Consider the following 20,346-nt stretch of genomic DNA (forward strand, 5'->3'; position numbering starts at 1 on the left):
TTGAGGCGATGCGATTCTACGGGGCCATAGCTCAGCTGGGAGAGCGCTTGCATGGCATGCAAGAGGTCGGCGGTTCGATCCCGCCTGGCTCCACCACGCTTCGCCCTTCGGGCTACGCGTGGCGCAGCCGCGCACAGCCCGAAGAGCGAAGCGTGCCCGGCGTAGCCCAAAGGGCGAAGACGGGCTGGCGCGGCCCGAGCCTTTCCTACACAATGGGCTGACAGCGCGATGTGGTACGTCTACATCATCCGCAGCGTTGAATTTCCCGATCAGGAATACACGGGTGCGACCGAAGACTTGAAGCGCAGGCTCACAGACCACAACACCGGCAAATCCGCGCACACCGCAAAATTCAAACCTTGGAAGCTGATCTGGTACTGCGCCTTTCCTGACAAGTACAAAGCGCTGGCCTTCGAGAAGTATCTAAAATCCCACTCCGGCCGCGCCTTCGCCAAGAAGCGCCTATAGCCTCCCCTACTCCTCCAACACCTTATTCAACCGGTCCCGCAACGCGACGATCTCGTTCTTCATCCCGACAAGCTCGCCGACCGAGCAGTCCGACGCCGCGAGAATCGATTGCGGCACCGCCCGCGCTTTCTCCTTGAGCGCCTCACCCTTCAGCGTCAGCGCGACCAGCACCTGACGCTCGTCTTCCGTACTGCGGGTGCGCTTGATGAGTTCGGCGGCTTCCATCCGCTTCAGCAGCGGCGTCAGCGTTCCGGAATCCAGGAACAGCCGCTCGCCGATGTCTTTTACCGGGACGCCATCGCGCTCCCACAGCACCAGCATGACCAGGTATTGCGGATAGGTCAGGCCGAGCCTGTCGAGCAGCGGCTTATAGACGCGGTTGAAGGCGTGCCCGGCGGAGTACACCGCGAAGCAGATCTGATTGTCGAGCCGCAGCGGAAAGTCCGCCGAAGATTTCCTGGCCATCACGTCCTCGTTAACGGGTGGGCGCGCAGGCGCCGATTCGCCAGCCTAACCGCTTGATTTCAATTGCATACAATTGAATTGTGCCAGTTGCAACAAACTAGATTGTGCACAATCAAATTGTATGCCATATGAATCGTGTTGCAACGGCAAACCCAGGAGAGACCGACATGCCCGTGAACGTGCTTTACAAGACCAGCGCCAAGGCCACCGGCGGCCGTGACGGCACCGCTGCCACCCTCGATGGCGCGCTCGACGTCAAACTTGCGACCCCTAAAGAGCTCGGCGGCGGCGGCGGCGCCGGCAACAATCCCGAGCAGCTGTTCGCCGCCGGCTATGCGGCCTGTTTCATCGGCGCGATGAAATTCGTGGCCTCGCAGGGTGGTCCGAAAGTGCCGGCTGACGCCACCGTGACCTCGACCGTCGGCATTGGTCCGCGTTCGGAGGGCGGTTTTGGCCTCGACATCGACCTCGCCGTCTCGCTGCCCGGCCTTGCCAAGGCGGACGCGGAAGCTCTCGTCGCCAAGGCGCACCAGGTGTGCCCCTATTCCAACGCCACCCGCGGCAATGTGGATGTGCGGCTGACGGTCGTGTAACGACCGGCGGTCGTGTAACGACCGGCGGTTGCATAAGACGACGTTCGACTGGCCCGCCGGCGATACCGGCGGGCCATCGCGCCTCACGGAATTTTCGTGGCCCCGCTACGGCGGCGGCGTCATGCGCCGTTGCGCAGGACACCATTGCCGCCGCGCCGGAAGACCGCTAGCTCAGGAACTCGATTCCATCTTGAGCGAAGGTTCTTGTCCATGAGTTCTGCAGCCGCTCCCGGCGCAATGACCGGCCTGCGCGTGATCGATCTCACGCGCGTGCTCGGCGGCCCCTATTGCACGCAAATCCTCGCCGACCACGGTGCCGACGTCATCAAGGTCGAGCCGCCGGCCGGCGACGAGGTGCGCGACTGGGGCCCTCCGTTCCACGACGAGGACGCGGCCTATTTCGTCGGCATCAACCGCAACAAGCGCGCGATCGCGCTCGACCTCACCTCCGAGGGCGGACGAGGCGTGCTCCTGAAAATGCTGGAGACCGCCGACGTCCTGATCGAGAACTTCAAGCCGGGCACGCTCGACAAATGGGGCATCGGCAACGAGATGCTGCGCGCGAAATTCCCGCGCCTGGTGCATTGCCGGATTTCCGGCTTCGGCGCCGACGGCCCGCGCGGCGGCAACCCCGGCTATGACGCCATCATCCAGGCCATGACCGGCATGATCGCGGCCACGGGCTCGCCCGAAAGCGGCCCGATGCGGATCGGCGTTCCGCTGGTGGACATCACCACCGGGCTCTACGCAGCGATCGGTATCCTGATGGCGCTGTCGGAGCGGCAACGCTCCGGGCTCGGCCAGTTTCTGGAAACCACGCTGTACGAAACCGGCCTTGCCATCATGCATCCGCACGCCGCCAATTATTTCATGCACGGCAAGCCGCCGGGCCTGACCGGCAACGAGCATCCCAATCTGGTGCCTTACGCGATCTTTTCGACCAAGACCGACAACATCTTCATCGGCGTCGGCAATGACGGCACCTTCCGCAAGCTCGCCAGGGAAATCGGCAAGCCCGAGCTCGGCACCGATCCGCGCTTTGCCCGCAACAAGGACCGCATCGCCAACCGCGACGCGCTGCGCGCCGAACTCGCCGCCGTGTTCAGCCAGCACGAGGCCGAGCCGCTCTGTAATCGTCTCCTGGCGGCCGGACTGCCCGCCGGCCCGGTGCAGAAGATCGACCAGGCACTGACAAATCCGCATACGCTGCATCGCGGCGATATCCTCGAGAAGGATTGGTACAAGGGTGTCGCCTCGCCGATCCGGCTGGAACGGACCAAACCGAGCCTGCGCCGGACCCCGCCGAAATTTTCGCAGCACACCGCGGAAGTGCTGGGCGAGTTCGGCTACTCAAAGGGCGATATCGAGGAATTGGTCGCCAAGGGCGCGGTCTGCGGGTCCGAGCGCAAGCGGTAACCGCTGTCGTCCCTGCGAACGCAGGCACCCATAGCCACCGGCCTTAGTCGATTGAGAAAGTGTTCCGGCCAAGTGCCAAACGAGAAGCCGCGGCGTATGGGTGCCGGCGCGCGTTTCGCTTGGCCGGGACGACGAGCTGCTTGGCCAACCTTCGCCTATTTTCCGGCTTCCCTCCGGGCCCGCTTCCCCACTACCATCCTTTCGCTTATACGGTCATTTGCACGTCATCCGTCGCTGCTATCGCGCGAAACGAAGGTGACGATCCCAACCCGGAGGAATTCCATGGCATTTCGACAATTCGGCGCAGCGGCGGCAGTGACGGTTGCGCTGGCCCTCGCCACGCCCGCTTATGCGGTGACCGAGATCCAGTGGTGGCACGCCATGACCGGCGCCAACAATGACGTCGTCAACAGGCTCGCCGAGGAATTCAATGCCAGCCAGTCCGACTACAAGGTCGTGCCGTCCTACAAGGGCGCCTATCCCGACACCATGAACGCCGGCATCGCGGCCTTCCGTGCCGGCAACGCACCGCACATCATGCAGGTGTTCGAGGTCGGCACCGCGACCATGATGGGCGCCACCGGCGCGATCAAGCCGGTCCACCAGTTGATGAAGGACGCCGGCGAACCGTTCGATCCCAAGGCGTATCTTCCGACCATCACCGGCTACTACTCGACCTCGAAGGGCGAGATGCTGTCCTTCCCGTTCAACTCGTCCTCGATGGTGATGTGGATCAACAAGGATGAATTGAAGAAGGCCGGCGTCAACGACATCCCGAAGACCTGGCCCGAAGTGTTCGACGCGGCCAAGAAGCTGAAAGCGGCCGGCCACGACACCTGCGGCTTCTCCAACGCCTGGGCGAGCTGGGCGCATATCGAGCAGTTCTCGGCCTGGCACAATGTGCCGATCGGCACCAAGGCCAACGGCCTCGACGGCTTCGACACCGAGCTGAAGTTCAACTCGCCGCTGCACGTCAAGCACCTGCAGAACCTCGTCGACCTGCAGAAGGACAAGACCTACAGCTATGGCGGGCGCGGCAGCGCCAACGAAGCGCGCTTCTCTTCCGGCGAATGCGCGATATTCCTGACCTCCTCGGGCTATTACGGCACTGCGAAGGCCACCGCCAAGTTCGACTTCACCTCGGCGCCGATGCCCTATTACCCGGATGTCCAGGGCGCACCGCAGAACTCGATCATCGGCGGCGCTTCGCTGTGGGTGATGGGCGGCAAGAAGCCTGAAGAGTACAAGGGCGTTGCCAAATTCTTCACCTTCCTGTCCGACACCAACCGCCAGGCCGACCTGCACCAGAAGTCCGGCTACCTGCCGATCACCAAGGCGGCCTATGAAAAGTCGATCAAGGATGGCTTCTACGAGAAGAACCCGGTCCTGCAGACGCCGCTGAAGGAGCTCACCAACAAGGAGCCGACCGAGAATTCGCGCGGCCTGCGCTTCGGCAACATGGTGCAGATGCGCGATCTCTGGGCGGAAGAAATCGAAGCCGCGCTGGACGGCAAGAAGACGCCGAAGGAAGCCCTCGATTCCGCCGTGGCGCGCGGCAATGCGATGTTGCGCACCTTCGAGAAGACGGCCAAATAGGCTGAGCTAGCTGCTAGCGGCGCTCCCTCTCCGATGGAGAGGGAGCGCTTGCATCACCGGTGAGACCGCGGCGCCTGAATGGAAAAGACAACCGTCTTCAATAGCCGTCTGCTGCCGTACCTGTTGCTCCTGCCGCAGCTCGTCGTCACCGTCGTTTTCTTTTATTGGCCGGCCAGCCAGGCTGTCTGGCAATCCTTTCTGCGCGAGGATGCGTTCGGACTGGTTTCCGAATTCGTCGGTTTCGAAAACTACCAGACGCTGTTCGCCCAGCCTGAATATTACAAGTCGATGCTGACGACCGTGATCTTCTCCTCGCTGGTCGCGGCGCTGTCGCTATCCATCGCGCTGTTGTTCGCCACGCAAGCCGACAAGAATTTGAAGGCCGCCGGCGGCTACAAGACGTTGATGATCTGGCCCTATGCGGTGGCGCCTGCGGTTGCCGGCGTACTCTGGTTCTTCATGTTTCAGCCCTCGCTCGGAATGCTCTCCCGGCCGCTGCGCGGCCTGGGCATCGACTGGAATCCCCTGCTGAACGGCAACCACGCCCTGATCCTGGTGGTGATGGCCTCGGTCTGGAAGCAGATCTCCTACAATTTCCTGTTCTTCCTGGCCGGCCTGCAATCGATCCCGAGAAGCGTGATCGAAGCCAGCGCCATCGACGGCGCGGGGCCGATGCGGCGCTTCTGGACCATCGTCTTTCCGCTGCTGTCGCCGACGACGTTTTTCCTGCTGGTGGTCAATGTCGTCTACGTCTTCTTCGACACGTTCGGCATCATCGATGCCGTCACCGGCGGAGGGCCTGCCGGCGCCACCACCACGATGGTCTACAAGGTCTATGCCGACGGGCGTCTCGGCGGCGACCTCGGCGGCTCGGCCGCGCAGTCGGTGATTCTGATGGTGATCGTGATCGCGCTGACCGCAATCCAGTTCCGCTATGTCGAACGCAAGGTGCAGTACTGATGGTCGAGCACCGCCCGCTCAGCGACTTCATCGCCTACGCCATCCTGACCCTCGGCGTTTTCATCGTGGCATTCCCGGTCTATCTCGCGCTGGTCGCCTCGACCCATGACGCCGCCACCGTGGTCGGCGGCAACATGCCGGCGACCCCCGGCAGCCATGCGGTGGAGAACTATTACCGCGCCGTCTTCGTCGGCGGCTCGCGCACCAGCCGTGAGCCCGTCGCCAACATGCTGATCAACTCCTTCGTGTCGGCGATCGGTATTGCCGTGGGCAAGATTTTCATCTCGATCCTTTCCGCCTACGCCGTGGTCTATTTCCGCTTTCCGTTCCGCAAGACCGCGTTCTGGATCATCTTCATCACGCTGATGCTGCCGGTCGAGGTGCGCATCTATCCGACCTACAAGGTGGTCGCCGACCTGCGTATGCTCGACACTTATGCCGGCCTGATCCTGCCGCTGATCGCATCCGCCACCGGAACGCTGCTGTTCCGCCAGTTCTTCATGACGGTGCCGGATGAGCTGCTGGAAGCCTCGCGCATCGACGGCGCCGGTCCCTTCCGCTTCTTCTGGGACACGCTGCTGCCGCTGTCGGTCACGACAATCGCCGCCCTGTTCGTGATCCAGTTCATCTACGGCTGGAATCAGTATCTGTGGCCGCTTCTGATCACCACGAAGGATTCGATGCAGACCATCGTGATCGGCATCAAGAAGATGCTGGTGACGCAGGACGAACTCGCCGAGTGGCAGCTTGCGATGGCCACCGCGGTGCTCGCCATGCTGCCGCCGGTCGCGGTCGTCATCTTCATGCAGCGGCTGTTCGTGCGCGGCCTGGTCCAGACGGAAAAGTAAAATGGCCAACGTCACCCTGCGTAACGTCCGCAAGACCTATCCCGGCGGTTTTGAAGCCATCAAGGGCATCGATTTCGAGGTCGGCGACGGCGCATTCTGCGTGCTGGTCGGTCCTTCCGGCTGCGGCAAGTCCACGCTGTTGCGCATGGTGGCAGGGCTCGAGACCATCACCGGCGGCGAGATCGATATCGGCGGGCGCGTCGTCAACCAGATCGAACCGGCCGACCGCGACATCGCGATGGTGTTCCAGAACTACGCGCTCTATCCGCACATGACCGTCTACAACAACATGGCTTACGGCCTGCGCAACCGCGGCATGGCGGAGGGCGAGATCAAGACCCGTGTCGGGGAAGCCGCACGCATCCTCGAACTCGGCGCGATGCTCGACCGCAAGCCGAGGCAATTGTCCGGCGGCCAGCGCCAGCGCGTGGCGATGGGCCGCGCAATCGTGCGGCAGCCAAAAGTGTTTCTGTTCGACGAACCGCTGTCCAATCTCGACGCGAAATTGCGCATCGCGATGCGGGTTGAAATCCGCAAACTGCAGCGCAGGCTCGCCACGACCTCGATCTACGTCACCCACGACCAGCTCGAGGCGATGACGCTGGCCGATATCCTGGTGGTCATGAACGGCGGCCAGGTCGAGCAGATCGGCAATCCACTCGACATCTACCAGAAGCCCGCAACCACCTTCGTCGCCTCCTTCATCGGCGCGCCGCCGATGAACCTGATGCCACTGCGCTCGGATGAATTGAAGTCGCAACTGGCTGGCGATAGCAGGCTCGGCGAGGCCGGCATTCTGGGAATCCGGCCCGAGGATTTCGTCATCACCAACGAAACGGTTTCCGGCGGCGTGGCGCTCGGCCTCACCGTGGAGGCGACCGAGCACGTCGGCGCCGAAACCTTCGTTTACGGCTCCCGGCAGCAGGAGGCGCAGGGCGTCGCTGCCACCCCCGGCGAACTGCCGCCGGGCGAAGTGATCGTGCGGATTCCGGGTGCCGTCGGTCCCGCCATCGGCGAACGAATCAGGGCGGCTGCTTCTCCCGACAAGCTGCATCTGTTTACCGCCGATGGGCGGAAGCGGGTGGGCCGCTAAACCCCACCAAATGACGGTTTGGTAACCATCCGCGGCCGATTTACGCAGCTTTCAGAGGTGCTTGAACCCTCCTTAAATCACCCCCATATTCCCTCGTGACCGGACGGCAAGTCGGCCGGCCGGTTGAATGGGGCGCCGCAAGGGCCCCTCAAAGTCGCTTCGAGAGGACTTTGTAATGTCTCGTGTTCCTTCGTTGTCCAGTCCGTTCCTGCTTGGGTTCGACGAAATCGAGCGTGCGCTCGATCGCGTTGTCAAAGGCGCCGACGGTTATCCTCCCTACAACATCGAGCGGTGCGACCGCGCCAACGGCCAGCCCGAAAAGCTGCGGATCACGCTCGCGGTGGCGGGTTTTACCCGCGACCAACTCGATGTGACCATTGAGGAAAACCAGCTCGTGATCCGGGGCCGCCAGCAGGACGACAAGGCCCGGCAATACATCCATCGCGGCATTGCCGCGCGCCACTTCCAGCGCACCTTCGTGCTGGCGGAGGGGATGCAGGTGCTGGGCGCGGATCTGAAGAACGGGCTGTTGTCGATCGACCTCGCCAGGCCGGAGCCTGAAAGGGTCGTTAAGACAATAGCGATCAATGAGCACGAATAATGGAACAAGTAGCGGACTCGACCGCTTAGACCCAGAAGGAGTCGAGACCATGAGTGACGTGAGTGTTACGTTCGAACCTGAACAGGTTTCCGTCGAGGCGCTGGCCCATCTTGGCGAGGGTCATATCGCCTACGTGAAGCAAGTCCGTTCCGAAGACGTGCCGGGACTGTTTCCGCAGGCGCCGAAAATCGCGCCAGGGCTGAAACTGTTCGCGCTGCATGCCGCCGACGGCACCCCGATCATGCTGACTGACAGCCGCGAAGCCGCGATCGCCAACGCATGGAGCAACGAGCTCCAGGCCGTGAGCGTGCACTGAGACGGCGTGGCGGGCGCAGAGCCTGCCGAAGTTGATCTGACGGCCGATTGAAGCCGCGACGTGAGTTCGAATACGCGGGCCTATTCCGGACTGGATTTGGCCCGCGTATTTTTTTGTTCATTGCCCGTTTACGCCGCGCGAACGGTGGCAAGGAATTTCTCCACCTCGCCCTTGAGGTGATTGCTTTGTCCCAGCAGCGACTGGGCCAGCCCGTGCACTTGTGTCGATGCCGCGCCGGTATCAGTCGCGCCGCGGTTGACGTCGGAGATGCTGCCCGCGACCTGGGAGGCGCCCCGCGCCGCTTGCTGCACATTGCGGGAAATTTCCTGCGTCGCAGCGCCCTGCTCTTCCACGGCGGCCGCGATCGCCTGCGAGATTTCCGCGATGCGACCGATCGTGCCGCCGATTTCCTGGATCGCCGATACCGATTGGTGGGTTGCCGACTGCATCTGGCCGATCTGCTCGGAGATTTCCTCGGTCGCCTTCGCCGTCTGCGCGGCCAGCGCCTTGACCTCGGATGCGACGACGGCAAAGCCGCGCCCCGCCTCGCCGGCGCGCGCCGCCTCGATGGTGGCGTTGAGTGCCAACAGGTTGGTCTGCTCGGCGACCGCGCTGATCATCCTGACCACTTCGCCGATCCGGCCGGCGGACTGGGCGAGATCGGCGATCCGCGCGTTGGTCTGCTCGACCTGGCTGACCGCGTCGCGCGAGATCTTGTGCGAATCCTGCACCTGGCGGCTGATCTCCGACACCGAGGACGCCATCTCTTCGGCGGCCGCCGCAGCGGACTGCGCGTTGGCGGAAGATTGCTCCGACGCGGTGGCGACCGTGGCCGACAGCATCTGCGTGACTTCGGCGGTCTTGGTCAGCTGTCCAGCCGACGCTTCGAGTTCGGAGGAGGCGGCCGACACCGTATGAATGATTTTTCCGATCGCCGAATCGAAGCCGTCGGCCATCTGCAGCATCGCGGCCTTGCGGTCGCCATCTGCCTTCAGCTTCAGACCGGCCTGTTCCTGCTCCATCGATTGAACGCGCAGCGCGTTCTCCTTGAAGACCTGAACCGCGCGCGCCATGGCGCCCACCTCATCGCCGCGGCTGAGCGCCGGCACCGAGACTTTGAGGTCGCCGCCGGCTAGGCCCTTCATCACGGAAGTCATTTCCGCGATCGGGCGAATCACGCCAAAGGCCACCCCGAAAATGCCGGCGCCGATGATGAGGAAGACGACGGCCGAGACGCCCCACAGCAGCAGCGTAAATGTGCTGACGCGTTCCGTCGCAGCGACTTCCGTCGCCGCGTTCTGGTCGTTGGCCTGCTTGACGATGTCGTCGACGATGGCGCGGTGCGCCGCATAGCGCGCAGTGATCTCGGCGTAGGATTTCGCAGCCGCGGCGCTGTCGGCCCTGGCAAGCGCGGGCAACAGCCCGTCCTGTATCGCGGTCCAGAAGCGGCGCACCTCGCCGTCGGATTTCTCCACCAGCTTGGTCTTGAGAGCCGCGTCGAGATCGGATTTGACCCAGAAATCGCGCCGCTCGTCATATTCCTTCTTGAGCTGAACGATCCTGTCGCGATGCGCCGCAAGTTTTGCAGGGTCGTGCAGCACCAGCGTTGCCTCAAGATAGGCCTCGATCACGTACTCCGGCGGCGGCAGGATGTCGGCAATGAGGTCATTGCCGAGCTTGATCCGGTCGTAGAGCGGACCGCCGACCTTGAGCTGTGACAGCCCATAGGCGCTGGTGGCGATGACGGCACCGAGACCCAATGCGGTGACCAGTCCGAAAATAAATATCGCGCGCGAAATCGTGAGCCGCAGCGTCATGGCAATGCTCTCCGCGCCGGGGAAAAAAATCCCGGCGAACGAAATAGCTACGATTTAGTTTAAAATTGCGTTTATCCGGTATGCCACGGAGACAAGATAATCGCCGTTCCCGGAAAGACCTACGCCGCGCTCGCCGGCGGCAGCGCCAGTACGGAATAGATCGCCTGGGCGTCGCGCGAGGCGCGCAGCTTCTTGGCGACGTCCACGTCGCGCAACAACCGCGCGATTCGCGCCAGCGCCTTCAGGTGATCGGCGCCGGCGCCTTCCGGGGCCAGCAGCAGGAAAATCAGGTCGACCGGCTGGCCGTCCATTGCCTCGAAATCGATCGGGCGCTCCAGGCGTGCAAACAGCCCGAACAGCTTTTCCAGCTTCGGCAGCTTGCCGTGCGGGATGGCGACGCCATAGCCGACGGCGGTCGTGCCGAGCTTTTCGCGCTGCAACAACACCTCGAACACTGCGCGTTCGTTCTGGCCGGTCAGGACCGACGCACGCGCCGCCAGTTCCTGCAATGCCTGCTTCTTGCTGATGACCTTCAAAGCCGGGAGAATCGCCTCGGGTGCGACCAGATCGGTAATCGTCATGGGGCGTTCCGAGGTGAATTGCGAGATAAATTGCGAGATAGGTTCTGAAGCCGGGGCGTCAAGAAGGTGAGACGGGAGGCGGGCTTGGACCCGGGTCCCGGTGTGGGCGCTTCTACTCCAACCCATGCGCGGTGCCAACTCCCGAAGGACCAGTTCCGGCGTCCTAGGCTTAAGGGCCGCGGACCATAGGGAGGGAGGCTGGGGGCGTCAATGCCGTCCGACATGGAAACTCAGGGGGTAACCGTGGGAGGATCGACCCAGCCGACATTGCCGTCCGGCCGGCGGTAAATAATGTTCACCCGACCGCTGGAGCCGTGCTGGAACACGAGGCAGGCGGCGCCGGTGAGATCCAGCTCCATCACCGCCTCGCTGACCGAAAGCCGCTTCAACGACGTGGTGGCCTCGGCGATGATGACGGGGCTGTAGGCGGTGACCTCCTCGTCGCTTTCCGCCGGCGCCTCGATCACATAGCTCGGCGCATCGATGTCGGCCAGCGCCGCGTTGGCGGCGTAGGTCTTGCGGGCCGAACGATCCTTCAACCGGCTCTTGTAGCGGCGTAACCGCTTCTCGATCATCACCAGCGCCTGGTCGGCGCTGGCATAGGCATCGGTGGCGTTGGAATCCGCCTCGAGCGTGATTCCGGAATCGAGATGTAGCGAGCAGTCGGTGCGGAAACCAAAGCCATCTTTGCTCAGGGTGATATGGCCGGAGTAGTTGCCGTCGAAATACTTTCTTAAGACTTCGTCGGTGCGCTCGCTGACGCGCGAGCGAAGCGCTTCACCGACGCTGATGCTTTTGCCGGAGACTCGAAGGGTCATTTGATGCCTCGCTTGATGCCTCGACTGCTCTGGATTTCCCGGATCGGCGCTTCCGGTATCTGAGACTATCGCGATTTGACGCCAACGCAATCAGGCCGGAGCCGTATCGCGGGACCGGTCGGAGGAGGTGGCGGGAGCGGAAAGTGCGTTACCGAGCATGCTCTGTTTGTCGCGGCGTCGTTGCACCGAGGACGGAATGCGCATCGCTTCGCGGTATTTCGCGACCGTGCGGCGGGCAATGTCAATGCCCGTTGCGCGCAATCGTTCCACGATAGTGTCGTCGGAAAGAATCGCGTTCGGGGCTTCCGCATCGATCAACTGCTTGATGTGATGCCGCACCGCCTCCGCCGAATGCGCCTCGCCCCCGTCGGCCGACGCGATCGAGGCGGTGAAGAAATATTTCAGCTCAAAACTGCCGCGGTTGGTCGCCATATATTTGTTGGCGGTGACCCGCGACACCGTCGATTCGTGCATCTGGATCGCGTCCGCCACCGCCTTCAGATTCAGCGGTCGCAGATGCGCGACGCCATGGGTGAAGAAACCGTCCTGCTGCCGCACGATTTCGGTGGCGACCTTCAGGATGGTGCGGGCGCGCTGATCCAGCGCGCGCACCAGCCAGGTCGCGTTCTGCAGGCATTCGGTGAAATAGGATTTGTCGCCGTCCTTGCGGATCGTCTTCGACAGCTCGGTGTAGTAGACCTGATTGACCAGCACGCGCGGCAACGTGTCGCTGTTCAGCTCGACATGCCAGCCGCCGTCAGGACCTGGTCGCACATAGACGTCAGGCACCATGGTCTGCGTGCGCGCCGAACCGAATTTCAGGCCGGGCTTGGGATCGAGCCGGCGGATTTCGCCGATCATGTCGGTGATGTCCTCGTCATCGACGCCGCACAATTTGCGCAGTGACGCGATGTCGCGCTTCGCCAGCAGGTCGAGATGCTCCACCAGCGCCTGCATGGCAGGATCGTAGCGGTTCAGTTCGCGAAGCTGGATCGCGAGGCACTCGCTCAAGTTCCGCGCACAGACGCCGGGCGGATCGAATTTTTGCAACACGGCCAGAACCGCATCAACATCGCCCTGCGGGGCGCCCAGCCGCTCGGCGGCCTGTCCCAGATCCGGCGGCAGATAGCCGGCATCGTCGACGAGGTCGATCAGATACTGTCCGATCATGCGCTGCGACGGCCCGCTGAAAGCGACCGCAAGCTGTTCGGCGAGGTGGCTGCCCAGCGTCACCTCGGCGGCGACGAAGGCTTCCAGATTGTAGTCGTCGTCGTTGGAGGCGCCGCCGCCCCATTCGGTGTAGGCGGTCGGCGCCGCATCCTGCGCTACGCGGGCGGCAGCTTCGGCCGGTTCCTCGGAAAAGACGTTGTCGAGCGGGGTGTCCAGCGTCTGCTCGATCTCGGTGCGGCTGCCGAGGTCGCGATTCAACCATTCTTCCTGGCCGGGCTCGAAGGCGTCGCCGGAGCCAGAGGCCATATCGGAGGGTTCGCCGCCGCCGTCCTCACCAAAGTTCCCGGAATCGGCATATTCAGGGCGTTCGGCAGCCGGCTCGCCTGCTACGGGGATTTCGGGGCCATCGCTCGCGCGATCCAGCAGCGGATTGCGCTCAAGCTCTTCCTCGACAAACGCCGACAGGTCGAGATTCGACAATTGCAGCAGCTTGATCGCCTGCATCAGCTGGGGCGTCATCACCAGCGACTGCGACTGACGGAACTCTAATCTCTGCGTTAGCGCCATGAGGCCAAGAACCGATACACATGAAAGTTGGTCCGATTCTTGCTTATATTAGTCTGAAGCCCTTGTACACGTCTTGACGAATGCAAAATTTGGGCTATAGCGCCCACCGCACAAAACAGGCTCCGGCTTTCGCACCCCGCGAACAGCAGATTGCCAAATTAACGCAATAGCTTATCGCCCGATCGTCAAATCCTTGGAACTTTGTAGGATTACAGCCGAAACTCTTCGCCAAGGTAAAGGCGGCGTACATCGGGGTCATTAACGATCTCTTCCGGACTGCCTTCGGTCAGGATCTGCCCGGCATAGACGATATAGGCGCGGTCCGTCAGTCCCAGGGTCTCCCGCACGTTGTGGTCGGTGATGAGGACGCCGATGCCACGGTTGGTGAGGTGGCGGACCAGGTCCTGGATGTCGCCGACCGCGATCGGGTCGATGCCGGCAAAGGGTTCGTCGAGCAGCATGTAGTTCGGGCGCGTCGCCAGCGCGCGCGCGATCTCGACGCGACGGCGCTCGCCGCCGGACAGTGCGATCGAGGGCGATTTGCGCAAGCGCGTGATGTTGAATTCATCGAGCAGCGAATTGAGTTCCGCCTCGCGCTTTTTGCGGTTGGGCTCGACCACCTCCAGCACGGCGCGGATGTTCTGCTCCACCGTCAGGCCGCGAAAGATCGAGGCCTCCTGCGGCAGATAGCCGATGCCGAGCCGCGCGCGCTGATACATCGGCAGCCGGGTCACGTCATGGCCGTCGAGTTCGATGGCCCCGCGATCCGCCTTGATGAGACCGGTGATCATGTAGAACACCGTGGTCTTGCCGGCGCCGTTCGGGCCCAGCAGGCCGACGGCCTCGCCGCGGCGCACATAGATGCTGACGCCGCGCACCACCTGCCGTGTGCCGAAACTTTTTTCCACGCTGTGGACGGCGAGAAGACCGGGCCGCTTGGTCAGACGCGAGGCTTCGTTGCCACTGGACCTGGGACGCGGCCCCTGCGCGCGGGGACGTGGCTCACGGGCCGGCTCGACGTCGGCCTGCGCCAATTCCAGCCCAGGCAGCGCGGCCGTACGCGCTTTCGGCGGCGTATCGCGCACCGGGGTCGCCAGCATGTCGCCAAAGGAGTCGCCGAGCGCGGTGATGTCGTCGCGCGACCGCGCAAAGGCGGGTCCACCGCGCTTTGCCGGGCGCCGACGAAACATGCCGAATAAATCCACCATCCCGCTTCGCTTACGCCTTTCACGGTGATTCCGCGACGCGCCCGCCGGCGAATCGCCTCGCTAGCGAACCATGAATGAATGGATGTGCCCTGCCCAGCGAAACACCCTGCCGTGCACCCTGCCCCGTAGATACAGGCTCGCGCCACCGGCTTCAACTGCAGGCGCTTCAATTAATCTTTAAGGCGCTGATATGTCTTATTTTTTGCCGGGGATCAGCGACGGGATGGCAACCGGCGCGGGCTTCGCGCCGCCCGAGCCGGAGCCGCAATTCTCGCCCTGGATGAACATGCCCTGCACCTTGTTGGTGTCGGATTCGACGCGCGACACCCCGGTCGTCATGTCGACCTTGAGGCGGTCGCCCTTGAGCACGTTCTTGCACTGGGTCAGCACCACCCCACCCGCCATGGTGATCAGATTAGCGCGCGGATCGAAGATCGCGGTCTCGCCGGTCACGACCTGGTCCTTCTGCGTGACCACGACGGAGCCCCTCGCTTCCAGCCGGCGGATCGACGAACTGCCCCCGGGGCCAGGGGTCGCCGACTGCATCGTGCCGGATTTTGCACCCTTCGGGGCAGCGGGCGCCGGTGCAGACGCTGCCGGCGTCGGACCGGAATCGTAAAACACCACGAGCGATTTCGAGGTCATGGTGGTGTCGCCCTGCACGACCTTCACGTTGCCGGAGAAGGTCGCCTCCTTTTTCTTGTCGCGCATTTCCAGCGAGGCCGCCTCGATCTGAATCGGCTGGTCGCGGTTCTGCGTGAACCCCTGCATCGCATTCGGCACGCCCGACATGGCGCCCTGCGCGCTGACTGCGCCGGGGGCGATCGATGCGAGCGCGAACGCTGCGGCCGCAAAACTGCGCGAGAAGAACTGCATCATTGAGATCACTTCGTGCTCGATGACTTGCCGGCGCCGGACCGCGCCTTCTGTGGCGCCGGTTCAGGCTCGGGCTCCGGTGCCGTGGGGCTTTCCATGATCAGGTTCATCACGACATTGCCTTCGAAGCGAACGACCTCGCCGCTGTTGAGAATTTTGAGCCGGTCGGCCGTTAGCGTCCCGTTCAGCAATTTGACATCGACGTGTTCGTCCGACGTCACCGTTCCCTTGTTGATATCGATATAGGCTTGCGAAAGTCTGGCCTCGTATCCGGTGGAGGATTGCAGGAAGATATCCTTGCGCAGGTCCAGCATCTGCTGCTTGCTATCGAAAAATCCCGTGCGCGCATCCATCGTCACCGTGCTCTTGTCCTCCATCATGACTTTTGCGCGCAACGTCTGCAGCTCAACGCTGTCCGGCTTGGTCAAATCCTGGATCGCGGCCTTGGCCCACACTTCGTAGGGACGCTGGTCCGTTGAGAAACCTGCAAGGTGCGGCGTTTCCATGGTGATCTTGGTGCCCGACACCACAAGATTGCTGATGTCGACAGGCAGCTTTGCGAGCGCCGTCTGGAACGGGTTCACGAAGACCTGGATCAGGACGATGCTGGCCAAGGCCAGCACCACGGCTGCCGGGACCGCCACCCGCAGCACCCGCACCATACGGCTGTGACGGGCGGCCGCTCTAAAGCGGATTTCCAGTCCCCGGTCGTAGGCTGGGCTCTGTATCGAGTTCACCGCGGCTCCAAGGGGCGCCATGGGGCGCCGTGACACCATGAAAGCGTCATCCTACCCGCAATCGCGGGATTATGCAGCCCGAGAGAGGAGCCCGGAGTGTGACCGAAACGGGGCAGAAGCGCCTGACGGGCCGCTTCACATAGCCTCGCTCACGAATGCGCGAAGATGTCCTCGGCCTCCCAGCCGCCGAGGTCAAGTTTGACCCGCGTCGGCAGGAAGTCAAAACAGGCCTGAGCCAACTCCTTGCGGCCCTCGCGCGCCAGCATGGCATCGAGCCGCTCGCGCAGACCATGCAGATGCAGCACGTCGGACGCGGCATAGGCGAGCTGCGCCTCGCTGAGGCTGGCCGCGCCCCAGTCGCTCGACTGTTGCTGCTTCGACAGGTCGACGTTGAGCACCTCGCGGACGAGGTCCTTCAGGCCGTGGCGATCAGTGTAAGTGCGCGTCAGCCGCGAGGCGATCTTGGTGCAATAGACCGGCTGCGGCATCACGCCAAAGGCGTTGTAGAGCGCGGTGAGATCGAAACGCGCGAAATGAAAGATCTTCGTGACGGCGGGATTGGCCAGCAGCGCTTTCAGGTTCGGCGCGTCGGTATGCCCCTTCGGGATCTGGATGACATCGGCGCTGCCGTCGCCATTCGACATCTGCACCACGCAGAGCCGGTCGCGATGCGGATTGAGGCCCATGGTCTCGGTATCGATCGCCACCGAATCCGTGTAGCGGGACAGATCAGGCAGATCGCCGCGATGCAGGCGGATGGTCATGGAGGAAAGCCTCGTGTCTCAGGTCGATTCGACGGAACACTAGCGCCCAAAACCGCGCGAGGCGAGCGGCTGGCTGCCACCTGGACCGCGAAGAGCGGCTTTTCGCAGTGGTTTTTGGCTTCAGGCGGATGTCTGTTTTGCGGGAACCGCCCTTCGAGCGCGCGTACGCCAGAGCGGGATGGGTTGGGGTCGGATCGAGCATCCGTTGGCGCGAAGTGTTAACGATTTCGCGTCCCGGACGCACTGAAGATACTCTTCGGCGGTTCACCGCAGGTGTCCAGACACAAAAAATGCGAAAACAACCCCATGCAAAGTAGAATGGGGCCCGGCTCGCACTCGCGCCATTTGCGTCCGGGGCACGAGATGGTCCGTCCTCACGGCCAACCTGATCTCATCTCGCTTCAGCCCTTGCCGGCGACCACCCGTCGCCACGCCAGCAGTCTGCGGCGCGATCAAACGGTTGCCGACATCCCCCAGCCACCTCTTAGTCGCGCCCCTCCTATCCCGCATTCAGAAAATGATCGAAGTCACGGGCCGATCCTCCTTTTTCGGAATATATATGTTAGTATACATATTATGAAGGTCGACATACTTATTTGTAATTGGTATTCCCCGCCCATGGCGAAAGCTGATGATTCCAAAGGGAAAACACTGACCGCCGCGGTCAAGCTGTTTCGCCAGCAGGGCTATCACGGCACCGCGCTGCACGACATCCTGAAGGCCGGAGGTGCACCGCGCGGGTCGCTGTATTTTCATTTCCCAAAGGGCAAGGAGGAGATCGGCGCAGGCGCATTGTCGCTTGCCGGCGAAGCCGTGCGCCAAGCCATCGTGCAGGCCGCCGAAAAATCCGACAGCGCCGAGAGCTTTCTGGTCCGCATCGTCCGCGCCATGGCGGCGGATCTTGAACGCTCCGGTTACAGGGAAGGCTGCCCGATCGCGACTACGGCCCTTGAAACCGCCGCGCAATCCGAGGTGCTCGGCGCGGCGACCCGAACCGCATTTCAGAAATGGGAACTGGAGATCAAACGCGGACTGTTCCGCTTCGGCCTGACGTCGGGCGACGCGGATCTGGTCGCCACGATGGTCCTCAGCCAGATCGAAGGCGCGCTGCTGCTCGCGCGAACCTATCGTAGCCTCGCGCCGATCCAGCGCACTGAGGAAGCGGTGCGGCTGCTGGCGTACGCCGCAAAGAGCGCGAATTGAATCCCGGGACTGTTTTGCATCGAACCGACTTCAATGAGCCGTGAAGGCGATGGCCGCCTCATTCGCGGCAAGCCGCACGCAAAGTGATTCTGCAACCATCCCCTTAGGTTGAGTTCCAAACAACGCGCGCTAAAGTCCAACGGCGGGGCGCCCGGACCGGCTAGGTTCGGTCAAAGGAAATTCGGAAGGCCGAGCTCACGCAATGACGGGGCGGATTTTCGCGCCACGCGTTGAAGTTATTGCGGTTGTTGACCCCCGTTGAGATAGACGTTCGGGTCCTGGCCGCGGACCTTGAAATAGTCGTTGCGTGAATCGCCGCCGCCCGGCTCGGCAAAGACGCCGGGTACATAGCACAGGGTCTCCCGCACGCGGCTGACACCTTGATCCCGGACGCGCTCGGCGCTGACGACGGAAATCGACTGCGCCGTCTGGTTCAGCGGCGTACCGGTCTTGGTTCCGGTGCAGAAACATCGAACGCCAACGTCGCAACCGCGATGGTCGAAGCCCCAAAGAGATATCCCGCATAGTTCATCATCGCCCCACATTCCAACCGGTACTGCCGGGCAGCGGTAACGATCGTGATAATACGCCGAAAGTGGATTTGTTCTTTATGCGAGCATATCGACGTAGAGCTGCCCTAGATGATGCGCTGTCTATCTGGGACTATAACGGCTCCAAATTCATTCCGCCGCAGCCAGTGTCTGCACGGTGGAACGGCTCGCACTCCTCGCTTGTGCTGTCAGCCGCGCACGGCGCTTGCGATACCAGATGAAAACTCCGGTCACCGATAGCGCCGCCACGACGATGCCCATCGCCGAGATGAGGATTCGTCCGGGCAGACCGAGAATGCGGCCCGAGTGCATTGGAAACTGTGCTTGAACGAAAACATCCGCCGCCGTTCCCTGCCACGGCACCCGCGCGCCGAGCGGCCGACCGTCCTGTCCGTCATAGTAAAGCTGCGCCGGTCCGACGCCGCCGGCGCCGTGATCGTCGCCCGGCCGGAAGAAGCTGGCGCTGTAGATATCGTAGAGCTGCGCGTAATAGACGGCCCCCACGGGCTCGGACCAGCCGCGGCTGCGTCCGTCCGCCTCTCCCTTCGCGATGATGTCGGCGAACGACAGCTTGGGCGTGGCCGGCTGGTCGACCGGCGCGGGCGTGCGCAATTCATAAGGGGTCGGCGTATAGCTCGATACCGTCTTCATCAGCGGCGAGAACACCTCGAAATACAGGTTGAGCGAAAAGGCCGTGAAGGCGATGACGAACAGCAGCAGCCACGTCCAGAGGCCGAAGGCGCGGTGAATGTCGAAATTGATCCGGTAGGCGCTGCCCGACGTCTTGATGGCCCAGGCCGGTTTCCATCTGGCCCAGAAGCCCCGATCGAGTTGACGGGTCACGCTCGCCGCACGCGCGGCATTCGACCTTCGCCGAGCCGGCAGCGTCAGATAAAAACCGACAAAGCAGTCGAGCGTCCAGACGATGGCAATGACGCCGAGCAGACGCATGCCCCAGCGATCGCTGCCCCAGAACTCGGGGATGTGAAGCGTGTAGTGCAGCTTGTAGAGAAACGAGACGAAATTCTCCCGCGTCACCGGCCAGACCGCGCCCCAATGGCGGCGGCCCAGTTCCTCACCGGTGGCGGGGTCCAGGAACACCTGGTTGTACTCGAGCTGAAAACGTTTTCCGGTCGCCGGATCAAACCTGGGTTCGACAAAGAACGCAAGCGATGCGCCGGATTCGGGCGTGGTCGAAAGATAGTTGACCCTGGCCCGCGGATCGCGGGCCTCGATCAGCTTCGCAAGCTCGGTAGACGGCTTGGAAGGCCCCTTCGTCTTCGCCTCGGTAAGATGGCTGTTGAGCCATTCGTCGAGAGCGTGATCCCAGGAAATCACGGCACCTGTCACACCGGACAGGAACAGGAACGCGGCTGTAATCAAACCTGCCCAGCGGTGGGCTATTCCAAATGCGACTCGCATCCCGCTGAATTGTTACAGAGTCGGGTGCGACGCAACACTCTGATTGGGTTGAGTGTCTGGAATTGCTCTATCCAGAAATCTGTGGTGCCCAGGAAAGGACTCGAACCTTCACGGCCGTTAAGCCACTGGCACCTGAAGCCAGCGCGTCTACCAATTCCACCACCTGGGCCCGGGCGGGTTAGTAAGGAACGGTCACGCGCTTGTCAAATCGCTTCAATGCGGTCCAAATACGCTGTACAGCGGGCCCACGTTGGCGTATCGCGAATCCGCTAAATC

Annotated in this window: 21 protein-coding genes and 2 tRNA genes; 11 read left to right on the forward strand and 12 right to left on the reverse strand. The window is 62.7% G+C overall.

Annotated elements, in window-relative coordinates; all coding sequences use genetic code 11:
* The first annotated feature begins 20 nt into the window (after positions 1 to 20).
* Both QUH67_RS00520 and QUH67_RS00525 read left to right on the forward strand, forming a co-directional pair.
* Positions 21 to 96: transfer RNA gene (locus tag QUH67_RS00520), tRNA-Ala, on the forward strand.
* Positions 97 to 228: 132 nt separating this feature from the next.
* The gene (locus QUH67_RS00525; RefSeq protein ID WP_300944715.1) at positions 229 to 468 is read left to right on the forward strand and encodes a GIY-YIG nuclease family protein; all 240 of its coding nucleotides are present in this window, start codon (positions 229 to 231) and stop codon (positions 466 to 468) included.
* 6 nt (positions 469 to 474) lie between these two features.
* On the opposite strand, the gene QUH67_RS00530 is transcribed toward QUH67_RS00525, so the two are convergent.
* Entirely contained in the window at positions 475 to 933 is a 459-nt protein-coding gene (locus QUH67_RS00530) for a MarR family winged helix-turn-helix transcriptional regulator (RefSeq protein WP_300944716.1), read from the reverse strand.
* A gap of 167 nt (positions 934 to 1,100) precedes the next feature.
* Here QUH67_RS00530 and QUH67_RS00535 point away from each other — a divergent pair, with 167 nt between their 5' ends.
* The 8 genes from QUH67_RS00535 (at position 1,101) to QUH67_RS00570 (ending at position 8,356) form a co-directional block, all read left to right on the forward strand.
* On the forward strand, positions 1,101 to 1,526 hold the full coding sequence (locus QUH67_RS00535) for an organic hydroperoxide resistance protein (protein ID WP_300944717.1): 426 nt from the start codon (positions 1,101 to 1,103) through the stop codon (positions 1,524 to 1,526).
* A 210-nt stretch (positions 1,527 to 1,736) separates the two neighbouring features.
* Entirely contained in the window at positions 1,737 to 2,942 is a 1,206-nt protein-coding gene (locus tag QUH67_RS00540; RefSeq protein ID WP_300944718.1) for a CaiB/BaiF CoA transferase family protein, read from the forward strand.
* 282 nt (positions 2,943 to 3,224) lie between these two features.
* The gene (ugpB, locus tag QUH67_RS00545; protein WP_300944719.1) at positions 3,225 to 4,538 is read left to right on the forward strand and encodes a sn-glycerol-3-phosphate ABC transporter substrate-binding protein UgpB; all 1,314 of its coding nucleotides are present in this window, start codon (positions 3,225 to 3,227) and stop codon (positions 4,536 to 4,538) included.
* A 78-nt stretch (positions 4,539 to 4,616) separates the two neighbouring features.
* A complete protein-coding gene (ugpA, locus tag QUH67_RS00550; RefSeq protein ID WP_300944720.1) occupies positions 4,617 to 5,498 on the forward strand; it encodes a sn-glycerol-3-phosphate ABC transporter permease UgpA in 882 nt (293 codons plus the stop codon).
* On the forward strand, positions 5,498 to 6,346 hold the full coding sequence (ugpE, locus tag QUH67_RS00555; protein WP_300944721.1) for a sn-glycerol-3-phosphate ABC transporter permease UgpE: 849 nt from the start codon (positions 5,498 to 5,500) through the stop codon (positions 6,344 to 6,346). Before ugpA ends, ugpE begins: the two co-directional genes overlap by 1 nt.
* Before the next feature lies 1 nt (position 6,347).
* Positions 6,348 to 7,439 carry a sn-glycerol-3-phosphate import ATP-binding protein UgpC gene (locus QUH67_RS00560; protein WP_300944722.1) on the forward strand — a complete coding sequence of 364 codons (1,092 nt, stop codon included), beginning with the start codon at positions 6,348 to 6,350 and terminating at the stop codon, positions 7,437 to 7,439.
* Between the two features lie 175 nt (positions 7,440 to 7,614).
* Positions 7,615 to 8,040, forward strand: coding sequence for an Hsp20 family protein (locus QUH67_RS00565; protein WP_300948292.1), 426 nt, complete (start codon positions 7,615 to 7,617; stop codon positions 8,038 to 8,040).
* A gap of 49 nt (positions 8,041 to 8,089) precedes the next feature.
* Positions 8,090 to 8,356: a BQ00720 family protein gene (locus QUH67_RS00570; RefSeq protein WP_300944723.1), complete on the forward strand. Its 267-nt coding sequence runs from the start codon at positions 8,090 to 8,092 to the stop codon at positions 8,354 to 8,356.
* A 128-nt stretch (positions 8,357 to 8,484) separates the two neighbouring features.
* Here the strand turns inward: QUH67_RS00570 and QUH67_RS00575 are convergent, their stop codons facing one another.
* The 8 genes from QUH67_RS00575 to QUH67_RS00610 form a co-directional block, all read right to left on the reverse strand.
* Positions 8,485 to 10,173, reverse strand: a complete 1,689-nt coding sequence (locus tag QUH67_RS00575) for a methyl-accepting chemotaxis protein (RefSeq protein ID WP_300944724.1) — start codon at positions 10,171 to 10,173, stop codon at positions 8,485 to 8,487.
* A 119-nt stretch (positions 10,174 to 10,292) separates the two neighbouring features.
* Positions 10,293 to 10,754, reverse strand: coding sequence for a PTS IIA-like nitrogen regulatory protein PtsN (gene ptsN, locus QUH67_RS00580; protein WP_283031283.1), 462 nt, complete (start codon positions 10,752 to 10,754; stop codon positions 10,293 to 10,295).
* A 230-nt stretch (positions 10,755 to 10,984) separates the two neighbouring features.
* The gene (hpf, locus tag QUH67_RS00585; RefSeq protein WP_300944725.1) at positions 10,985 to 11,572 is read right to left on the reverse strand and encodes a ribosome hibernation-promoting factor, HPF/YfiA family; all 588 of its coding nucleotides are present in this window, start codon (positions 11,570 to 11,572) and stop codon (positions 10,985 to 10,987) included.
* A 90-nt stretch (positions 11,573 to 11,662) separates the two neighbouring features.
* Positions 11,663 to 13,309 carry an RNA polymerase factor sigma-54 gene (gene rpoN / locus QUH67_RS00590; protein ID WP_300944727.1) on the reverse strand — a complete coding sequence of 549 codons (1,647 nt, stop codon included), beginning with the start codon at positions 13,307 to 13,309 and terminating at the stop codon, positions 11,663 to 11,665.
* Between the two features lie 209 nt (positions 13,310 to 13,518).
* Complete coding sequence (gene lptB / locus QUH67_RS00595) at positions 13,519 to 14,517, reverse strand: LPS export ABC transporter ATP-binding protein (RefSeq protein WP_300944728.1); 999 nt, start codon at positions 14,515 to 14,517, stop codon at positions 13,519 to 13,521.
* Positions 14,518 to 14,712: 195 nt separating this feature from the next.
* The gene (locus QUH67_RS00600) at positions 14,713 to 15,396 is read right to left on the reverse strand and encodes an LptA/OstA family protein (RefSeq protein ID WP_300944729.1); all 684 of its coding nucleotides are present in this window, start codon (positions 15,394 to 15,396) and stop codon (positions 14,713 to 14,715) included.
* A 5-nt stretch (positions 15,397 to 15,401) separates the two neighbouring features.
* Positions 15,402 to 16,130, reverse strand: coding sequence for an LPS export ABC transporter periplasmic protein LptC (lptC, locus tag QUH67_RS00605; RefSeq protein ID WP_300944730.1), 729 nt, complete (start codon positions 16,128 to 16,130; stop codon positions 15,402 to 15,404).
* A 149-nt stretch (positions 16,131 to 16,279) separates the two neighbouring features.
* Positions 16,280 to 16,894, reverse strand: coding sequence for a ribonuclease D (locus QUH67_RS00610; RefSeq protein WP_300944731.1), 615 nt, complete (start codon positions 16,892 to 16,894; stop codon positions 16,280 to 16,282).
* A gap of 363 nt (positions 16,895 to 17,257) precedes the next feature.
* Here QUH67_RS00610 and QUH67_RS00615 point away from each other — a divergent pair, with 363 nt between their 5' ends.
* On the forward strand, positions 17,258 to 18,097 hold the full coding sequence (locus QUH67_RS00615) for a TetR/AcrR family transcriptional regulator (RefSeq protein WP_300944732.1): 840 nt from the start codon (positions 17,258 to 17,260) through the stop codon (positions 18,095 to 18,097).
* Between the two features lie 236 nt (positions 18,098 to 18,333).
* On the opposite strand, the gene QUH67_RS00620 is transcribed toward QUH67_RS00615, so the two are convergent.
* From QUH67_RS00620 to QUH67_RS00630, 3 genes are all read right to left on the reverse strand, one after another.
* The gene (locus QUH67_RS00620) at positions 18,334 to 18,642 is read right to left on the reverse strand and encodes a TonB-dependent receptor plug domain-containing protein (RefSeq protein WP_300944733.1); all 309 of its coding nucleotides are present in this window, start codon (positions 18,640 to 18,642) and stop codon (positions 18,334 to 18,336) included.
* A 135-nt stretch (positions 18,643 to 18,777) separates the two neighbouring features.
* On the reverse strand, positions 18,778 to 20,070 hold the full coding sequence (locus tag QUH67_RS00625) for a PepSY-associated TM helix domain-containing protein (RefSeq protein WP_300944734.1): 1,293 nt from the start codon (positions 20,068 to 20,070) through the stop codon (positions 18,778 to 18,780).
* Positions 20,071 to 20,152: 82 nt separating this feature from the next.
* Positions 20,153 to 20,239 (reverse strand) — tRNA-Leu (locus QUH67_RS00630).
* Positions 20,240 to 20,346: the final 107 nt, after the last annotated feature.

The organism is Bradyrhizobium roseum, assembly GCF_030413175.1.
Classification (GTDB): Bacteria; Pseudomonadota; Alphaproteobacteria; order Rhizobiales; family Xanthobacteraceae; genus Bradyrhizobium; species Bradyrhizobium roseum.

What these genes read in the sequence shown, in the direction of transcription:
- QUH67_RS00540 (WP_300944718.1), top strand. Translation starts at nt 1,737, where the DNA reads ATGAGTTCTGCAGCCGCTCCCGGCGCAATGACCGGCCTGCGCGTGATC.
- QUH67_RS00575 (WP_300944724.1), bottom strand. Translation starts at nt 10,173, where the DNA reads ATGACGCTGCGGCTCACGATTTCGCGCGCGATATTTATTTTCGGACTG.
- ugpB (WP_300944719.1), top strand. Translation starts at nt 3,225, where the DNA reads ATGGCATTTCGACAATTCGGCGCAGCGGCGGCAGTGACGGTTGCGCTG.
- QUH67_RS00565 (WP_300948292.1), top strand. Translation starts at nt 7,615, where the DNA reads ATGTCTCGTGTTCCTTCGTTGTCCAGTCCGTTCCTGCTTGGGTTCGAC.
- QUH67_RS00570 (WP_300944723.1), top strand. Translation starts at nt 8,090, where the DNA reads ATGAGTGACGTGAGTGTTACGTTCGAACCTGAACAGGTTTCCGTCGAG.
- ugpE (WP_300944721.1), top strand. Translation starts at nt 5,498, where the DNA reads ATGGTCGAGCACCGCCCGCTCAGCGACTTCATCGCCTACGCCATCCTG.
- QUH67_RS00560 (WP_300944722.1), top strand. Translation starts at nt 6,348, where the DNA reads ATGGCCAACGTCACCCTGCGTAACGTCCGCAAGACCTATCCCGGCGGT.
- rpoN (WP_300944727.1), bottom strand. Translation starts at nt 13,309, where the DNA reads ATGGCGCTAACGCAGAGATTAGAGTTCCGTCAGTCGCAGTCGCTGGTG.
- ugpA (WP_300944720.1), top strand. Translation starts at nt 4,617, where the DNA reads ATGGAAAAGACAACCGTCTTCAATAGCCGTCTGCTGCCGTACCTGTTG.
- QUH67_RS00600 (WP_300944729.1), bottom strand. Translation starts at nt 15,396, where the DNA reads ATGATGCAGTTCTTCTCGCGCAGTTTTGCGGCCGCAGCGTTCGCGCTC.
- QUH67_RS00530 (WP_300944716.1), bottom strand. Translation starts at nt 933, where the DNA reads ATGGCCAGGAAATCTTCGGCGGACTTTCCGCTGCGGCTCGACAATCAG.
- QUH67_RS00620 (WP_300944733.1), bottom strand. Translation starts at nt 18,642, where the DNA reads ATGTGGGGCGATGATGAACTATGCGGGATATCTCTTTGGGGCTTCGAC.
- QUH67_RS00610 (WP_300944731.1), bottom strand. Translation starts at nt 16,894, where the DNA reads ATGACCATCCGCCTGCATCGCGGCGATCTGCCTGATCTGTCCCGCTAC.
- QUH67_RS00525 (WP_300944715.1), top strand. Translation starts at nt 229, where the DNA reads ATGTGGTACGTCTACATCATCCGCAGCGTTGAATTTCCCGATCAGGAA.
- lptB (WP_300944728.1), bottom strand. Translation starts at nt 14,517, where the DNA reads ATGGTGGATTTATTCGGCATGTTTCGTCGGCGCCCGGCAAAGCGCGGT.
- QUH67_RS00625 (WP_300944734.1), bottom strand. Translation starts at nt 20,070, where the DNA reads ATGCGAGTCGCATTTGGAATAGCCCACCGCTGGGCAGGTTTGATTACA.
- hpf (WP_300944725.1), bottom strand. Translation starts at nt 11,572, where the DNA reads ATGACCCTTCGAGTCTCCGGCAAAAGCATCAGCGTCGGTGAAGCGCTT.
- ptsN (WP_283031283.1), bottom strand. Translation starts at nt 10,754, where the DNA reads ATGACGATTACCGATCTGGTCGCACCCGAGGCGATTCTCCCGGCTTTG.
- QUH67_RS00615 (WP_300944732.1), top strand. Translation starts at nt 17,258, where the DNA reads ATGGTCCGTCCTCACGGCCAACCTGATCTCATCTCGCTTCAGCCCTTG.
- QUH67_RS00535 (WP_300944717.1), top strand. Translation starts at nt 1,101, where the DNA reads ATGCCCGTGAACGTGCTTTACAAGACCAGCGCCAAGGCCACCGGCGGC.